At 57.3% G+C, this 12,986-nt stretch carries 31 protein-coding genes and 1 tRNA gene; 13 read left to right on the top strand and 19 right to left on the bottom strand.

Annotation, left to right across the window (positions count from 1 at the left end; all coding sequences use genetic code 11):
- Positions 1 to 69 precede the first annotated feature (69 nt).
- The 6 genes from IE188_RS03045 (at position 70) to IE188_RS03020 (ending at position 3,320) form a co-directional block, all read left to right on the top strand.
- Positions 70 to 156, top strand: a tRNA-Leu gene (locus tag IE188_RS03045).
- Positions 157 to 322: 166 nt separating this feature from the next.
- A complete protein-coding gene (locus IE188_RS03040) occupies positions 323 to 652 on the top strand; it encodes a hypothetical protein (RefSeq protein WP_191284984.1) in 330 nt (109 codons plus the stop codon).
- Positions 642 to 866, top strand: a complete 225-nt coding sequence (locus IE188_RS03035) for a hypothetical protein (RefSeq protein WP_191284983.1) — start codon at positions 642 to 644, stop codon at positions 864 to 866. The genes IE188_RS03040 and IE188_RS03035 overlap by 11 nt, the downstream gene beginning before the upstream one ends.
- Positions 867 to 878: 12 nt before the next feature.
- Positions 879 to 1,337, top strand: coding sequence for a hypothetical protein (locus IE188_RS03030; protein ID WP_191284982.1), 459 nt, complete (start codon positions 879 to 881; stop codon positions 1,335 to 1,337).
- Entirely contained in the window at positions 1,337 to 1,918 is a 582-nt protein-coding gene (locus IE188_RS03025) for a hypothetical protein (protein ID WP_191284981.1), read from the top strand. Before IE188_RS03030 ends, IE188_RS03025 begins: the two co-directional genes overlap by 1 nt.
- Before the next feature lie 16 nt (positions 1,919 to 1,934).
- Positions 1,935 to 3,320 (top strand): right-handed parallel beta-helix repeat-containing protein, encoded by a 1,386-nt coding sequence (locus tag IE188_RS03020; RefSeq protein WP_191284980.1) that lies wholly within the window; start codon positions 1,935 to 1,937, stop codon positions 3,318 to 3,320.
- On the opposite strand, the gene IE188_RS16910 is transcribed toward IE188_RS03020, so the two are convergent.
- From IE188_RS16910 to IE188_RS02930, 19 genes are all read right to left on the bottom strand, one after another.
- Positions 3,315 to 3,575, bottom strand: a complete 261-nt coding sequence (locus IE188_RS16910; protein ID WP_456057513.1) for a hypothetical protein — start codon at positions 3,573 to 3,575, stop codon at positions 3,315 to 3,317. The two genes, IE188_RS03020 and IE188_RS16910, sit on opposite strands and share 6 nt — an antisense overlap.
- A gap of 47 nt (positions 3,576 to 3,622) precedes the next feature.
- Entirely contained in the window at positions 3,623 to 3,967 is a 345-nt protein-coding gene (locus IE188_RS03015; protein ID WP_191284979.1) for a hypothetical protein, read from the bottom strand.
- The gene (locus tag IE188_RS03010) at positions 3,964 to 4,119 is read right to left on the bottom strand and encodes a hypothetical protein (RefSeq protein ID WP_191284978.1); all 156 of its coding nucleotides are present in this window, start codon (positions 4,117 to 4,119) and stop codon (positions 3,964 to 3,966) included. Before IE188_RS03010 ends, IE188_RS03015 begins: the two co-directional genes overlap by 4 nt.
- 15 nt (positions 4,120 to 4,134) lie before the next feature.
- Positions 4,135 to 4,329: a DUF551 domain-containing protein gene (locus tag IE188_RS16875; RefSeq protein ID WP_191284977.1), complete on the bottom strand. Its 195-nt coding sequence runs from the start codon at positions 4,327 to 4,329 to the stop codon at positions 4,135 to 4,137.
- Positions 4,310 to 4,486: a hypothetical protein gene (locus IE188_RS03000; protein WP_191284976.1), complete on the bottom strand. Its 177-nt coding sequence runs from the start codon at positions 4,484 to 4,486 to the stop codon at positions 4,310 to 4,312. Before IE188_RS03000 ends, IE188_RS16875 begins: the two co-directional genes overlap by 20 nt.
- Positions 4,479 to 4,874: a hypothetical protein gene (locus tag IE188_RS02995; RefSeq protein ID WP_191284975.1), complete on the bottom strand. Its 396-nt coding sequence runs from the start codon at positions 4,872 to 4,874 to the stop codon at positions 4,479 to 4,481. The genes IE188_RS03000 and IE188_RS02995 overlap by 8 nt, the downstream gene beginning before the upstream one ends.
- Complete coding sequence (locus IE188_RS02990) at positions 4,867 to 5,112, bottom strand: hypothetical protein (protein WP_191284974.1); 246 nt, start codon at positions 5,110 to 5,112, stop codon at positions 4,867 to 4,869. Before IE188_RS02990 ends, IE188_RS02995 begins: the two co-directional genes overlap by 8 nt.
- A gap of 27 nt (positions 5,113 to 5,139) precedes the next feature.
- On the bottom strand, positions 5,140 to 5,820 hold the full coding sequence (locus tag IE188_RS02985; RefSeq protein WP_191284973.1) for a hypothetical protein: 681 nt from the start codon (positions 5,818 to 5,820) through the stop codon (positions 5,140 to 5,142).
- On the bottom strand, positions 5,820 to 6,290 hold the full coding sequence (locus IE188_RS02980) for a hypothetical protein (RefSeq protein ID WP_191284972.1): 471 nt from the start codon (positions 6,288 to 6,290) through the stop codon (positions 5,820 to 5,822). The genes IE188_RS02985 and IE188_RS02980 overlap by 1 nt, the downstream gene beginning before the upstream one ends.
- The gene (locus IE188_RS02975; protein WP_191284971.1) at positions 6,287 to 6,733 is read right to left on the bottom strand and encodes a DUF7694 domain-containing protein; all 447 of its coding nucleotides are present in this window, start codon (positions 6,731 to 6,733) and stop codon (positions 6,287 to 6,289) included. The genes IE188_RS02980 and IE188_RS02975 overlap by 4 nt, the downstream gene beginning before the upstream one ends.
- Positions 6,730 to 7,464, bottom strand: coding sequence for a hypothetical protein (locus IE188_RS02970; RefSeq protein ID WP_191284970.1), 735 nt, complete (start codon positions 7,462 to 7,464; stop codon positions 6,730 to 6,732). Before IE188_RS02970 ends, IE188_RS02975 begins: the two co-directional genes overlap by 4 nt.
- Positions 7,461 to 7,712 carry a hypothetical protein gene (locus tag IE188_RS02965; RefSeq protein ID WP_191284969.1) on the bottom strand — a complete coding sequence of 84 codons (252 nt, stop codon included), beginning with the start codon at positions 7,710 to 7,712 and terminating at the stop codon, positions 7,461 to 7,463. The genes IE188_RS02970 and IE188_RS02965 overlap by 4 nt, the downstream gene beginning before the upstream one ends.
- Positions 7,709 to 8,293 carry a J domain-containing protein gene (locus IE188_RS02960; RefSeq protein ID WP_191284968.1) on the bottom strand — a complete coding sequence of 195 codons (585 nt, stop codon included), beginning with the start codon at positions 8,291 to 8,293 and terminating at the stop codon, positions 7,709 to 7,711. The genes IE188_RS02965 and IE188_RS02960 overlap by 4 nt, the downstream gene beginning before the upstream one ends.
- Positions 8,294 to 8,384: 91 nt before the next feature.
- Positions 8,385 to 8,609 carry a hypothetical protein gene (locus IE188_RS02955; protein WP_191284967.1) on the bottom strand — a complete coding sequence of 75 codons (225 nt, stop codon included), beginning with the start codon at positions 8,607 to 8,609 and terminating at the stop codon, positions 8,385 to 8,387.
- Positions 8,609 to 8,788 carry a helix-turn-helix domain-containing protein gene (locus IE188_RS02950; RefSeq protein ID WP_191284966.1) on the bottom strand — a complete coding sequence of 60 codons (180 nt, stop codon included), beginning with the start codon at positions 8,786 to 8,788 and terminating at the stop codon, positions 8,609 to 8,611. Before IE188_RS02950 ends, IE188_RS02955 begins: the two co-directional genes overlap by 1 nt.
- Positions 8,785 to 9,081 carry a hypothetical protein gene (locus IE188_RS02945; protein WP_191284965.1) on the bottom strand — a complete coding sequence of 99 codons (297 nt, stop codon included), beginning with the start codon at positions 9,079 to 9,081 and terminating at the stop codon, positions 8,785 to 8,787. The genes IE188_RS02950 and IE188_RS02945 overlap by 4 nt, the downstream gene beginning before the upstream one ends.
- The gene (locus tag IE188_RS02940) at positions 9,078 to 9,269 is read right to left on the bottom strand and encodes a hypothetical protein (protein ID WP_191284964.1); all 192 of its coding nucleotides are present in this window, start codon (positions 9,267 to 9,269) and stop codon (positions 9,078 to 9,080) included. The genes IE188_RS02945 and IE188_RS02940 overlap by 4 nt, the downstream gene beginning before the upstream one ends.
- A 240-nt stretch (positions 9,270 to 9,509) precedes the next feature.
- The gene (locus tag IE188_RS02935; RefSeq protein WP_191284963.1) at positions 9,510 to 9,755 is read right to left on the bottom strand and encodes a hypothetical protein; all 246 of its coding nucleotides are present in this window, start codon (positions 9,753 to 9,755) and stop codon (positions 9,510 to 9,512) included.
- 1 nt (position 9,756) lies between these two features.
- A complete protein-coding gene (locus tag IE188_RS02930; protein WP_191284962.1) occupies positions 9,757 to 10,053 on the bottom strand; it encodes an XRE family transcriptional regulator in 297 nt (98 codons plus the stop codon).
- An 89-nt stretch (positions 10,054 to 10,142) separates the two neighbouring features.
- Between IE188_RS02930 and IE188_RS02925 the strand changes: the two genes are divergently transcribed.
- The 7 genes from IE188_RS02925 (at position 10,143) to IE188_RS02895 (ending at position 12,984) form a co-directional block, all read left to right on the top strand.
- The gene (locus IE188_RS02925; protein WP_191284961.1) at positions 10,143 to 10,349 is read left to right on the top strand and encodes a hypothetical protein; all 207 of its coding nucleotides are present in this window, start codon (positions 10,143 to 10,145) and stop codon (positions 10,347 to 10,349) included.
- Positions 10,346 to 10,864 (top strand): hypothetical protein, encoded by a 519-nt coding sequence (locus tag IE188_RS02920; RefSeq protein WP_191284960.1) that lies wholly within the window; start codon positions 10,346 to 10,348, stop codon positions 10,862 to 10,864. Before IE188_RS02925 ends, IE188_RS02920 begins: the two co-directional genes overlap by 4 nt.
- Positions 10,857 to 11,171, top strand: coding sequence for a hypothetical protein (locus IE188_RS02915; RefSeq protein ID WP_191284959.1), 315 nt, complete (start codon positions 10,857 to 10,859; stop codon positions 11,169 to 11,171). The genes IE188_RS02920 and IE188_RS02915 overlap by 8 nt, the downstream gene beginning before the upstream one ends.
- Before the next feature lie 262 nt (positions 11,172 to 11,433).
- Positions 11,434 to 12,285, top strand: coding sequence for a helix-turn-helix domain-containing protein (locus tag IE188_RS02910; protein WP_191284958.1), 852 nt, complete (start codon positions 11,434 to 11,436; stop codon positions 12,283 to 12,285).
- Complete coding sequence (locus IE188_RS02905; protein ID WP_191284957.1) at positions 12,285 to 12,566, top strand: hypothetical protein; 282 nt, start codon at positions 12,285 to 12,287, stop codon at positions 12,564 to 12,566. Before IE188_RS02910 ends, IE188_RS02905 begins: the two co-directional genes overlap by 1 nt.
- Positions 12,563 to 12,742: a hypothetical protein gene (locus IE188_RS02900; RefSeq protein ID WP_191284956.1), complete on the top strand. Its 180-nt coding sequence runs from the start codon at positions 12,563 to 12,565 to the stop codon at positions 12,740 to 12,742. Before IE188_RS02905 ends, IE188_RS02900 begins: the two co-directional genes overlap by 4 nt.
- Positions 12,742 to 12,984 (top strand): DUF2312 domain-containing protein, encoded by a 243-nt coding sequence (locus IE188_RS02895; RefSeq protein ID WP_191284955.1) that lies wholly within the window; start codon positions 12,742 to 12,744, stop codon positions 12,982 to 12,984. Before IE188_RS02900 ends, IE188_RS02895 begins: the two co-directional genes overlap by 1 nt.
- Positions 12,985 to 12,986 lie beyond the last annotated feature (2 nt).

Genomic DNA, 12,986 nt, shown 5'->3' with positions numbered 1-12,986 from the left:
TACGCATCTGACCGATTGCCTCTGATTTCCAGAGGCGTTAGGGAAAGACGGGGCCAGACCCCACCCGGTGCGGGCGTGATGGAATGGTAGACATACCAGACTTAAAATCTGTTGGGGCGTAGCCCCGTGTGGGTTCGAGTCCCACCGCCCGCACCAAATTCAAGCATTAACCTATTTAATTACAGGCGTGTAGCGCCGCGCGCGCTCCCCGGTCCCCCATCTGGTCCCCCAAGCGAATTCTTGCAAGGAACCCGCCAGAGGAAGAAAACACGCCCTTCGCTGACCATGCGACTGCGCGGTTTATTCTTTCGGCTTGGGTGGCATGGACTTTCTGATTGAACACAAAACAGGCGACACCTTCGATTATGCGTTCGATGCGTTCACTGATGATGACCAACCATTCGACCTGACCGGTTGGACAGCAACGAGCCAGGCCCGCGACAGCAGAGGCGCGGCATTGGTGCAGGATCTGACTGTCACCACATACCCTAGCCTATTCCGGGTTCAGGCACCCGCCGCAGAGGTCGCGGGATGGCCACATGGGCAGATACTGACTTGGGATCTGTTCGTGGTCAGCCCCGATGGCCGCAAGCGCCACACCGACACCATCCATGTCAAAGTCACGCGGGGGATCACGCGCGATGAAACTTAAACTGCGACCCTTCAACCAAGACCCGCACCTGGTCGATGTGGGCCGGTCAGAGATCGTGTTGAAACTCGGTGCCGTTGACCTGTCGCCCCCCGCCACGGTGCAGATTTCGGGCGATGCGGGGAATGATGCGGAAATGCGGGCGGATGGCGTTTATGTGGCTGGCGCTGACGACTATGACCCCGGCGATCTGGCCGCACTATTTGCATTTTCATAGGAGGCACGAAAAATGTCTTTGCAAACACGACTGAACGCGCTGGTTACAGCGATCAAGACCGAAACAAAATCCCTGCGCACATTCATCAGCGGCGCGAACAATGGTGACGTGTCGGGTCTGAACACAACAGCGACAAACCTGGTTGATGCCCTGAACGAGGTGAAGGCCACCGCCGATGGCGCGGCAGGCGGTGGGGTTGCGATCAATGATGGCGCAACCAATACAACGCAGGCCTGGTCATCCTCGAAAATCGACACCGAGATTGCAGCAGCGGTCAACGCCCTCATCGGCGGTGCGCCCGCTGCACTGGACACGCTGAACGAGCTGGCGGCGGCGCTTGCTGACGATGCGAACTATGCTGCGAGCGTGACGGCGCAACTCGCGACCAAAGCGAATGCGTCCGATGTCTATACACAGGCGCAGCTTGGCGATCCTGAAACCGACCTCGTTGCCATCTGGAACGCTGCCTAATGTCGCTGCAAACGCGCATGGCCGCGCTGATCACGGCGATCAAGGGCGATTTTGATAGCCTGGATAGCCGCGTGACCACATTGGAGGGCAGTGGCGGCGGCGGCGGTTCGGTCTACAGCTTCATGGACCGATCCAGCACCGACACGAGCTATGCCAACACGCCCCTCCTGATCCCGCTGGACACGGCGGGAGACAGTTACGGCACGGACGTGACGTGGGCTGGCGCAAACAACACGCGCCTGACCGCTGGCACGAGCGGCGTTTATGAGGTCGGCGCTGTCGTTGCCTATCATTCGCCCCATGCACGGGTGCAGGCGGCATTGCAGGTATCCAAAAATGGTGTCTGGGATGGCCTGTTTCGCGGATCAGGCTACGTCCGCAACTCTGACGGCTGGGCCTATTGGGTGATGGAGATTGCCCCGCGTCCGATCAACCTGACGGCGGGCGATTATATCGAGTTTACGTTGGCGAACATGGGGGCGTCGGGAACACACACGACCTATGATGTGCCAGCCAGTCCCAATGGCACAGTGATTTTCGACGGGCCGAATAGCACATTCTGGATGAACCGGGTCGCATGACCCAGGGAGGTGAAAAATGACAACACATAACGTGACGACCCACGCCGAGCTGATGGCGGCACTCGAGGCTGCATCGGGTGGGGATGAGATCGTACTGGCGCCGGGTGACTATGGCCGGGTGAGCCTGGACAATAGCACCGAGCATATGACCAGCTATGACAGCGAGGTTGTCATCCGGTCGGCTGATCCTGATGACCGGGCGGTTCTGACATCTATCAGCGACGGCAGTGTCAAATTCGGGCGCTGCCACAATATGACCCTGCGCGATCTGACATTCACCCATGTTTACCAGTCGGGCGATCCGAAACATTTGCGGTCTATCGAGGTCATGAAATCGACCAATATCAAACTGGAAAACTGCCAGTTTTTCGGTGCGTTCAATGACGAGGGGACGCCAACCAGTCACGGCCTGACCATTGAGCATTGCAGCAACGTGACCGTGACGGGCTGTGAGGTCAAATGGTTCCATCGCGGCACCGTGATGACCGATACGGCGGGCCTGACCGTGACAAATAACAACATTCATTCGCTACGGTCAGACGGCATGGATTTTGCCGCCGTGCAGGATGTTCTGATCGCGGACAACTGGATCCACGATTTCCTTGCCACGAAAAACCCCGGCGATCATCGCGACATGATCCAGTTCTGGACCAATGGCACGAACGTCCCCAGCGAGCGTGTGACCATTCGCGACAACATTCTGGACATCGGGATGGGTGGGTGGCAGCAGTCGATTTTCATTCGGAATGAGGAAGTCGACAACGGACGCGCCGGACGCGAGATGTTCTATCGGGATTTTGTCATTCAGGACAACTACATCCGCAACTGCCACCTGCACGGGATCACCACGGGCGAGTTTCTGGGCCTGACAATCCATGGCAACATCCTGATTTCAGAACAATCGCCCAACATGGACTATGAGGCGAATGCGTATCATTTTGACAAATACAACGCCCGGTCAATGATGCGGGTGCCAACCATCCGGGTAAATCCGGCGAGTGAGAATGTGGTCGTGACGGGCAATGCGTTTTACGGGGCGCCTGAATATCATGACCGCAAACCCGAGCGTATTTTCGACACGCAGACCGATATGGGCGCGGTCGCGCTGGACGGCTGGACCATTGCAGATAACGTGATCGACGCGGCATCGACCGGACCTGATCCGGGTGCTGTTGGAAATCCTGACCCCGCACCCAATCCTGATCCGACACCAGACCCGGACCCCGAACCCACGCCTGATCCTGATCCGCAGCCTGAACCAGTAATTAAAGTGGTCTATGCGTCAAACGGTGGTGCTGTTGCTGATGGACTTCGCATTACGCGCATCTCTGAAGGCGGCACAAAATTCGAGATCCTGGTAGACGAAAAAACCGAACGGTTCAGCGAGGTGAGGCTGTCATAGAATGCCAGGGCAGTCATCAGGCTGTTGCCATATCACCCAATCTGGCTCCTCCTGAAACATGTAGTCGCCATAGTTGTTAATGCAGGAGGGTTCATCACACGCTATCCAATAGTCTGATCGAGAGGCCTCCGGCCTGACAGCGACCACCTCTTTTGATGCGAGGTATAGCGAGACGCTGCCACCACACTCTGAACATATGGGGATTTTTCGCCCCTTTCGGAAGTCCAATTTTGATGATTTGCAGTTAGTCAACATCACTCACCCCCTTCCGCTATGGCGCGGAGTGCGGCAACGAAGCCTGTTTAGCATAGTTCAAGCTCCCAAGGGTCAAGATCGCTTGTTGGATCGACAACTAGTCCGAAAATCTTTAGTCGGGGGCCTACCGAGTCGCAGTAATCGACCATTGTATTGGAGTTCGCTTTTGAATCTACCTTAGCCTCATGGAATGCTGCGTGGCCCATTCTGAGTCTGGTAAAGCTCTTTGGAATGTCGATCATTGAGTTTGGTGGGTCTGCATTTTCAGCGGCAACACTAATCGCACGGGGGTAGAGTTTTCTCCTCTCACGCGCCTGTATTTCTTCATAAATCCAATTTAGTGAATCGTTGAATTTCCCCGGCTTGACCACAGTCTTTATTGCTTCATTCATCTCGCTTCCCTCACTTCATCAAAGTTCAAAATTTCAGCCGCATCGGCCAGGTGTTCTGGCAGGAATCGGGCATAGGTCCGATAGGTAATCGCGGTGTTGGAATGGCCCAGGTATTGCGCCACGGCCTCGATTGACTGTCCCGCTGCCAGCATCCGCACCACTTCACATCACTCATGGCTGCCCTCCGGGGGTTCTGGTAGGGGCATCCAGTGGGTCGGGTTAACAGCGTAATCGCTGCATGGGTTAAATGTTTCAGATCTAAATGCACCAGACCATGTATCTGAAGGATACTCATAATCGACTTTATCAACCCATACAGCGACCTGTGAAGAGTATGGTTCATCACAATCGTCGCCGTCCATATTGTCCCAGTCCCAGCGGCTTCACAACAGGTCGAAGATCGGCGCGGACATATTCCACTTCAACATTGGATGGAAACAGCTTGTCGCCTGCAAATTGTGTGGACCCGTCCTTGTTGATCCATGCGGTAATCCGTTCAGGTGCCTTGTTGTCAGTCATTGCTTGCGTCCTTGTTCTTGAGGGCGGCGCGGGCAGTCGTGAGCCACTCAGGGCGCCGCCCTACAAGGAGCAGACGTCTACGACCGATGGGGGTGTCAACGTGACCCATGACGTTGCTTAGTGCATCTTCCAACTCCGCCACCCGCGCTTTCAGGCGGTCGTTCTCGGCGGTGAGTTGCAACACAGTATCGAAGCGAACGTATGGAATTGATGGTTCGTTGGCCCCTTTTTGGTCAGGGTGAAGGCCGCACAAACCATCACCGACCTCGTAGTCACTATCGGCCCATATCAAAGTTGGTGCGCATGTGTCAGCGCCAGATTGAATCTCATACCCAGTCCTGACCTGATAGCCAAACATTTGTGTCAAAGCGTTTTTTGCATTAGTCATCGTCTTGGTCCTTCAATTTATGGATATAGGCTTCAGCTTCTTTCAGATCGTCAGGCATAGCTTTGACGAATTTCTGAGCGGAGATCATATTTGCGCCTCGATTAGAGACGATAGCGAACCCCTCAGCATATACTTCATGACGAAACCAGATATGCGGGCGACCATGTTTCAAAACACACCACGATAAATCAGCCGGGTTTGCTTCTTCGGGGCGGTGTTCAACTGTAAAGGAAATCATTAATTTGGTCCTTCTGGTTGGTGGGGATCATCCGAATGTCCTCTCGCTTTCCATGCGACGCAGGCATTCCAGCATGGTTTCGCCGGGTTTCAGGTCGTAATCGCAGCTAATGCAGCCACCCTTCCACGATCCGCTGCGCTCACCGACCTCGCCGGAAAATTCGACTTCAATGCTTTCCTTGTTCCAACGCGGCCAGCCCAGACGCTTAAAAGCGCGGCGGCAGAGAACGTGACGACGCTTTGATACAGTCGCGGTGACTTTCTGCACCTTTCCATACTTCAAGGTGTAAGTGTATGGATACTGTTCTGTGTAAGGCTCGGCATCCCAATCAAACACGTCTGCCCACGATCCATCGGGCATCTGCTTTTCATAACGAAGCGTGTGTAGCATCCACGGCCAATCGAATGACTTGCGGTGCATTCCCCAATGGAACGTCAAACCGAACTCTTTGGATGCGTATGCCGACCACTGCGGGCCATCCATCGCGGGCCATGGGTGTTCGACAATTCCGAGCGGCAAAATGACTGTCAGACGCCAGAAGTCCAAGAACAACATCCGATCACCCATGTCAGCATCATTGCTGTGAATGTGGACGCCACCGCCGAAATCCCAACCGTATTTTTTGGTTGAAATCTCAACTCTCTGGCCATTCCTGAGCCATCCTCGCCACAGTCCCGGCTCAGACGATGTATGCTTAAAAACCTTCATCACTTCCACCCCGCGCGTTTTTTGCAGTCAGCAACCTGGGCGGCGCGGCTGGGGAACGTGCCGACAGGCGATGTGCATTTCAGCGACCGCGACCAGCCACCCCCGAAAATGCCGTGTTTGTCGTCAACCCAAACCGCCTTCGGCCGCATGACGGACACGGTGACGTGGGTTGCAGGCTTGACGCGCGGGCCGTTGTCGCGCGGTTCCGGCAGTCGTTTTTTCGGCGCGGGCTTCTTGACCGGCTTCGGCTCTTTCTTTGGCTTCTTTGGCTTCTTCGGAGGGTCTTTGGGTTCCGGCTCTGGTTCAGGTTCCGGCTGGGGTTCAGGCTGGGGTTCCGGTTCAGGCTGAGGCTCAGGCTCCCGGCATTTGTCCCACTCGATTGTTTTCAGCCTAAACTCTCCGGCATCGGCGGTGGTGGCAATCAGCGCGAGAATACACGCGGCGGCGATTGTGAGTTCACGGTGGTTCATTGGTCTTGCTCCTTTGAGAAAAGAGAGAATGGCAGCGGCGCAAACAGCACCCACAGGTGGAACATTTCGGCATCATCAACGAGTTCTTCTTGTGGCGGATAGACCTCGACCCCTGTTGCGTTTGGTCCAGCCAAGTCGTTCTTGATACGCTGCATTTCATGGAATGAAGGGCGGTCGCCGGTCAGGCTGGATATGCCAAGGTGAATGGCTGTGCCGACATCACGGACAAGGACCGAGAAAACTCTGTTGCGGCGAACATGGTCAACCTCACCAAGCCAGCCTGACTTGAAGCGGTGAGGGTTTTCTAAACGCTCCCATTCACCCCATTGACCTGTGCGGCGAATTTTCCTTTCGCGAGCGATCAGGCGCTTTCTCTCCTTTGTCGGAACGTTCATCAGTGGCGACGTCTTCTTCGTTACGCCTTGCTTCAAAATTACCGTCATTGGTCTTGCTCCATCTGGTCTATGTTCGTGTTGTGGGGCGTGAAGGTCAGGGCGAAAACCCACGGGTTTGCATCCCATGCGTCAGGGCCGTTGATGCTGTTCCAGAGGTCGTGGAAATCTTCTCGCGGGGGTTCTCCGTACTCGCCGTCATGAGACACAAATCCGGGGCAACCCTCTGCAATCGCATCCGCCTCGCTGATGTCCTGCAACCGCTGCACCCGCACATCGTCCACAACGAGCGTCAGGCGTGACGCCCAGCGGGGCATGTGGATCGAGGGGCGAAGGCGAAGGTGCTTTGACCAGTCTATGTTAGGCCAACTCGCCATTGTGGCTTGCATGTTGGCAAGATGCTCATCAACATCACCCTGATCGGCGGCGTAGACCGCATATTCGCTTTCACCGTCATCGGTCAGGTAGTGCGCCTCACGCACCCACAGCCGGGTGCCAGGTTGAATTTTGGGGTAGACCCGCATCACGCAGCCAGAGAGCGTCGCGTCATCACCGGCCAAAAATGGCAGCTTGAGATACGGACCTGGATTGCCAGCAGGGCTAGGGCCAGGATCAACCCACGCTCCAACCCAGTCCCATGTCTGCTCGCGGTCATACGTCGACCATGCATCGCCATTCATGAGGGTGTTTGATAGCGTCATAACCCGCCGCGTCTGCGTCTTGCGACCCTCAAGGATTGCGCGGATCATGGGTGCAGAAAAAATGATGGGGCGATCTGTCATTCTCGGTCCTCCAAAAAACGAATGAGCGCGCCGTGCAGCTGGGTCTCGTCCTCGCCCATGCAGACCTCGCCAGCCTCCATGGCGTCCAGCAGCAGGCGCAGACTGTCGGCCAGTTGGGTCAGGGTTTCCCCGGCCCCCACGTTGCTGAACCCGCGAATTTCGCCGTCGCGAGCGCTTTCGATCATGTCGAGGGACGCGGCGCTGGCACCGCTGGCAGAGGCGAGCAGTTTGGTAATGGTGGGGGTCATTGTCCCTTTTCCTTCCTTGCGGCGTCATAGGCGGCGTTCAATTCCACTGTTCCGCCGCCTGCCTCCATCACCAGTGCGCGATGTGCGCCCTTGATCACGGCCCATGAAGCGTCTGGCGACACGCCCAGCACATCCCACCAGTTCGACGGGGCCGGGGTAACAATCGGTGACATCTGGTCAGGCGGGGGCAGGGCGGTGAAGCCTTTGAACGCTTGGTCCAGCAGTTCGGATGTTCCCCACCGCTCTATTCCGCGCATGGCTTCCAGCGTCTTGCCGATGGCGCGCATGTTCTCCCAAACCTCGGGATGCTTGTCGCAGGCGAGGCAGACTTGTTGCTTCTTGCGCATGAAATAGACCGCGACACCGGGATCCTCTGGCGCTCGCCTATTTGCGTAGGGTTCACCATCACGGCGCAGCTCGATATTGGTTGAAATGACCACATGACGGCCCATCAATTCGGCCTCGCGCAGCAGCTCACGCCGTGCCCGGTCTGGTGTCACGTCAAAGCGGGAATATCGCCGCGCGGCAGGCCGGGTGCGGGACACATGCGCGGGCCATTGAAGGGGGTATGCCTGGGTCACAACATCACTCCAATAATCCAGATCAGTATTCCCGCGCCGATCAGCGCGAAGGGCAGCAGCCACCAGCCGTGGGGAGGTGTTTTGTGGTTGTTCATTGGTCCCACCACCGTTCCGGCATGGTGCCGTTCTGGTTGCCGTCAGGGTCGTGCTTCTCGGCGTCCTTCAGGATGCGCTGACGCATCCCGATCGCGGCGCCCTTGGTCATGCCCAGCGCGTCGGCCGCGTGGGATATGATCCAGCCACACACTTCGGTCATGTAGAGCAGTTCAAGGGCGCGCATATCCTGATCGCGCGTTGCATTCGCATTCCGGGCCATCACGCAGTCCCCTCGATATAGGCGGCGACCTCGGCGCATTTCAGATAGGACGAGCTGCCGCGCTTGTAGATTTTCAGAACACCGCGCTGGGCGAGGCGATAGACCGTGCTGGTCGACATGCCGAACACCACGGGCGCTTTGTTCACGCGGCAATACAGGGGGCGGGGCTGTTCTTTCATGATGCTGCCTCGTCGGTGGGGTTGAGCACGTCCTGCGTGGCGTTCAGCCATTCGTCAGGCAGATCGCGCGGGTCTTTGGCAAACACATGGACGCCTGCCAGTTTGAACGAACAGATGATCGGCTCGTAAACACCGGGCGTGTCGTGCGGCAAATCCCATTCTCCGCCCGTCTGCACCGCCAGTTGCTTCATCCGCGCCAGGCGCAGGAAGGGTGGTTGCCCCTTCACATCGTCGTAAAGTTCGCGCGCGAGCATCAGATCCTCGTCGAACTTGATCAGGTGCCGCGGCGTCATTGTGCGCCCCCATAGGTGACATGGGCGACGGCAAGCGCCTCGACAATCCACACGCAGATGGTTGCGGCAATCAACGCCAGGGCAACCCCGGCCATGGCGACCGTCACCCGCGCCAGCATGCCGCTGATGCGCTGGGCGCGGCGCTCATTGGCCCGCGCCGTGAGGTGCTGTGAAATGGTATGGGACATTGTGAAACTCCATCTGACTTGGAGTGACGTTATGTCCGCAATAGAGGATAGTCAATATAAATATCCGCAATAGAGGATATTTTGGGTTTACGCTTGTGCGAATCGAAGCGGGTCTATTTATTCGGGAACGAGAACATTAAGAGAACAAATTGAAGTGACCGTATTTGACTATCATCAACGCTGGGGTGGATTGAACACCGCTGAGAAGCGCGAACTGCTACGGCAAGCGCGCGCGCTCTGTCAGATCCCGTCACCATCAGAGGGTATGAAGTCGGCTTCCAAGCTGTCGCCCTCTTCACCACCTTCGCCGTCCTCGTCAACCTGACGCGTTGTCGGACGGTCATCTACAACAATTGATGACGCGAAGAAGCCCGCCGCTGCCAAGGTCGGCACAACGTAAACCATTTGTTCGGTCAGGTAAGCAGCCGTGTAGGAAGGGGTGAGAACGATTGCGGCCTTTATTGCCGCCTCTTTGAGGCCCCTCATATCACTTCGATGATATCAGGCTTTGGATTGCCGAGCGTTTATCCGGGTGGCGATGCAGCAGGTCCAGTATCTCGGCATCCTCGGGTGTAACATCGTGCCCATGAAGGATGTAGATGATGCTGGTTGGGATCGTGTCGCACACAGCGATAAGATTGCTGATCGTCGGATCTTTCCCCTCGACAATTATCGAGTGCACATAACCAGGGCCATTTCCAGATGCTATGGAAATGGATCGCATTGACTTGCCAGATTCTGCGATCGCTTCCTCTAGCCGCTGTCTCCAATCGGAATTGCTCATGAGATTTATGTCCTAGAAGAGAGGACAATTTGCACGTCCTCAATAAAGGACGCTTGCAATATCCTCTTTTGAGGATGTAAGGATGTCATATGACACTCGACATCCATCAAAGCCTGGTCGAAGAAATTGACGATTTTCTCAGCGACACAGGAATGAGCGACAGCTACTTCGGGAAGGTTGCCACCGGCAATTCCGAGGTCGTGTCGCGCCTGAAGGCAGGGCGAACGATCACAGGGCGCACCGAGAAGAACTTGCGCGATTTCATGGCCGCTCGCCGCGCCAAGGGGGCTGCATGAGTGAGAAAAACCTAAGCGACCTGAGGTTCCCGCGCACCAATATCGCAGGGATAACAGAAGATCCCCACGATCCCACGCGCGCCATCCTTGAGTTGAAAGGGGATCGGGGCGGCGTTCGAATGCGGGTTTCTGTCCCCTTTTCAGACCTGAAAGCATGCTCTGATCTAGGTGATGGTGCGGTGCAAGATACGTCATGCCCTGACGATAGCGCCGAGGTGCGCCGCACATCTGCGGAAACGCTCGTTGCGTCCGTCCTGGACGGGGCCGAGTTCGCGGACGTGCTGCGCGCGGTCGTCTATCGCTTCAACCCTGTTCACATCCAGTCTGCGCAGGCCAAGGCGGTCGCGCGGTATCTGGGCAAGGACGAAGAAACCGTGCGCCGCTGGCTGCATGAAATCACCACACCCAAGGCCCGCGATGTCTGGCCGTTGTTTTTCGTGGTGATCCTGGCCGAACTGCCCGTGGCCACCCAGAAGCACGTGATCAAGGTTCTGATGGGGTTGGCCGATGATTGATGTTCTCGACATCCTCGGCACGTCTGACGCCGCCTCCGGCGACTGGTATGCCACCCTGACCACCGACATCAGTCATTTCGCGCTGGGCGTGATCTGTGCCGGGCTGGTCTGGCGATTTCCCGCCCTGTTCAAGCTGGCTCTGGTCGCGCTGGGCGCGTGGATCGGGAAAGAAGTTTTTGCCGACCTGAGCAGCGCCGGGTTCACCCGCGCCGCCATCGCGGACACGGTGAAAGACCTGTCGCTGGGGTTGGCGGGCTATGTGCTGGTTTGGGCTGTGATCGTCGCCGTTCGGAGGCGCGCCCAATGACCTATCCTACCGCAACAATATCACAAGAATGTCGCAGCCGGTCTTTCGACCGGGTGTTTCATGGCCGGACACTTCCTCCACACCCGTATTCCTGCGGAGTGGTCACAACAAGGGCGCAACGGGGTCCGGGCGCGAATGCAGGCTGCAACCTGCCGCGTGGTTATACCGCATTGCGTCAAAAGGACGGTCCCACCCCGACCGAGAGCATCGCGCCGCCGCTGGCGATCGGTGCAGGGGCAACCAACAACGAACGGGGGCAGGTATGAGCCACAAGGCAACACATTGGTTGGCCGGGATCGAGCCTGCACGTCTGACGCATGGAGAGTTTCGTGTGCTGTTCCATCTGTGCGACTGCCACAACCCGTCGCAAGGCTGTTTTCCGAAGCAGGCGTATCTGCGCGACAAGACCGGCCTGTCCAATGGTGGCCTGAACAATGCTTTGGCCGCGCTGGAAGAAAAGCGGCTGATCCTGCGCGAAAAAACCTATGACAAGGCGAAGAAGAAGCGCGGCCCGACCCACTACATCTTGGGGTGCGACGAGGATTTGACACAAGACCTAACTCCACTGAATGGAGATAGCCCTAACTCCACTTTTCAGCCAAACCTAACTCCACTTTCTGGCCAAACCTATCTCCACTCAGGTGGAGTTTCCATAAAGGAAGAACCAGTAAAGGAACCAGTAAAGGAACCTTGTGTGTCGCAGGGCGCCACACACACAGGTTTTGATTTTCAGAATTTCCTTGATCGCTTCATGGCGATCTATCCGCGGGGCGGCGACCCGGAAGCGACCGAAGATGCGATGAAAGCCGCGCTGGATGGTGGTGCGGATCCCGACCACATCTTGGCTGCTGCCCGCGCCTATGCCGACGAGCAGAAGGGCAACAAGCCGCAATACCTCGCCTATTCCGAGAACTGGTTGCGCGACGAGCGGTGGAAGCGCCACAGCGCGCCGAAGCCCGCCGCAACCGAGGATGACGTTCTGGCGAAGCTCGCCGAGGCGATCAAAGCCCGGATGCCCTGGGTGGCCACCACCACGTCAGCCGCCAAAGCGCGCGACCTGATCCGCCGCGGGCTTGTCACCGAGGCCGAGTGCAAAGCCGCGGGGGTGCTGTGATGTCGGACATTCACGCAAACCCTGAAACGCATGGACAGCGGTTTGGCGATGTTCTGGTCACGGTCGATGTGGCCGCTGGTGATTGCGTCATTCACGCGCCCATGACGCGCCGGGGGGCCGCAACGCAGGTGGCCAAGCGGCTGCACCTGCACGGCCTTGACGAAATCACCGGGGCCTATGCGGTCCAGTTTCAGCGTGGTGCGACCGATTGCGTTGCCGCCGATATTGCCCGCGCCCTGAAATTCGCGGGCCAATCCATCCAGAGAGGGAAATCCAAATGAGCCTGCCGAAATACGAAGTCCTGTTCGCCTTGCGTGGCGACGGTATCCGAAAGCACATCGTTCGCGCTGCCAACGAGCCGGACGCCGAGGACCGCATTCACCGCGCCTATCCCGACCGCCATGTCACAATTCTGCAAACCACCGCGCCCAGCGCCCACAGCGAGGAACACGCCTGATGTCTGATATCGACCGAGTAACCGCCGCCGAGCTTCGCCAGTTCATCGAACGCGCAGAGCGCCTTGATCAGGAAAAGTCGGACATCGCCGAACAGCGCAAAGAGGTCATGGCCGAAGCCAAGGGGCGCGGCTACTGCGTGAAAACGATCAACAAGCTGATCGCCCTGCGCAAACGGACGCCCGACGACATCGCCGAGGAAGAGGCGGTGCTGGATGTGTACAAAACCGCGCTGGGCATGTGACC

This window comes from Aliiroseovarius zhejiangensis (genome assembly GCF_014656375.1).
Taxonomy (GTDB): domain Bacteria; phylum Pseudomonadota; class Alphaproteobacteria; order Rhodobacterales; family Rhodobacteraceae; genus Aliiroseovarius; species Aliiroseovarius zhejiangensis.
The sequence above is the reverse complement of the archived record's forward strand: the minus strand, read 5'-3'. Positions and strand labels throughout refer to the sequence as shown.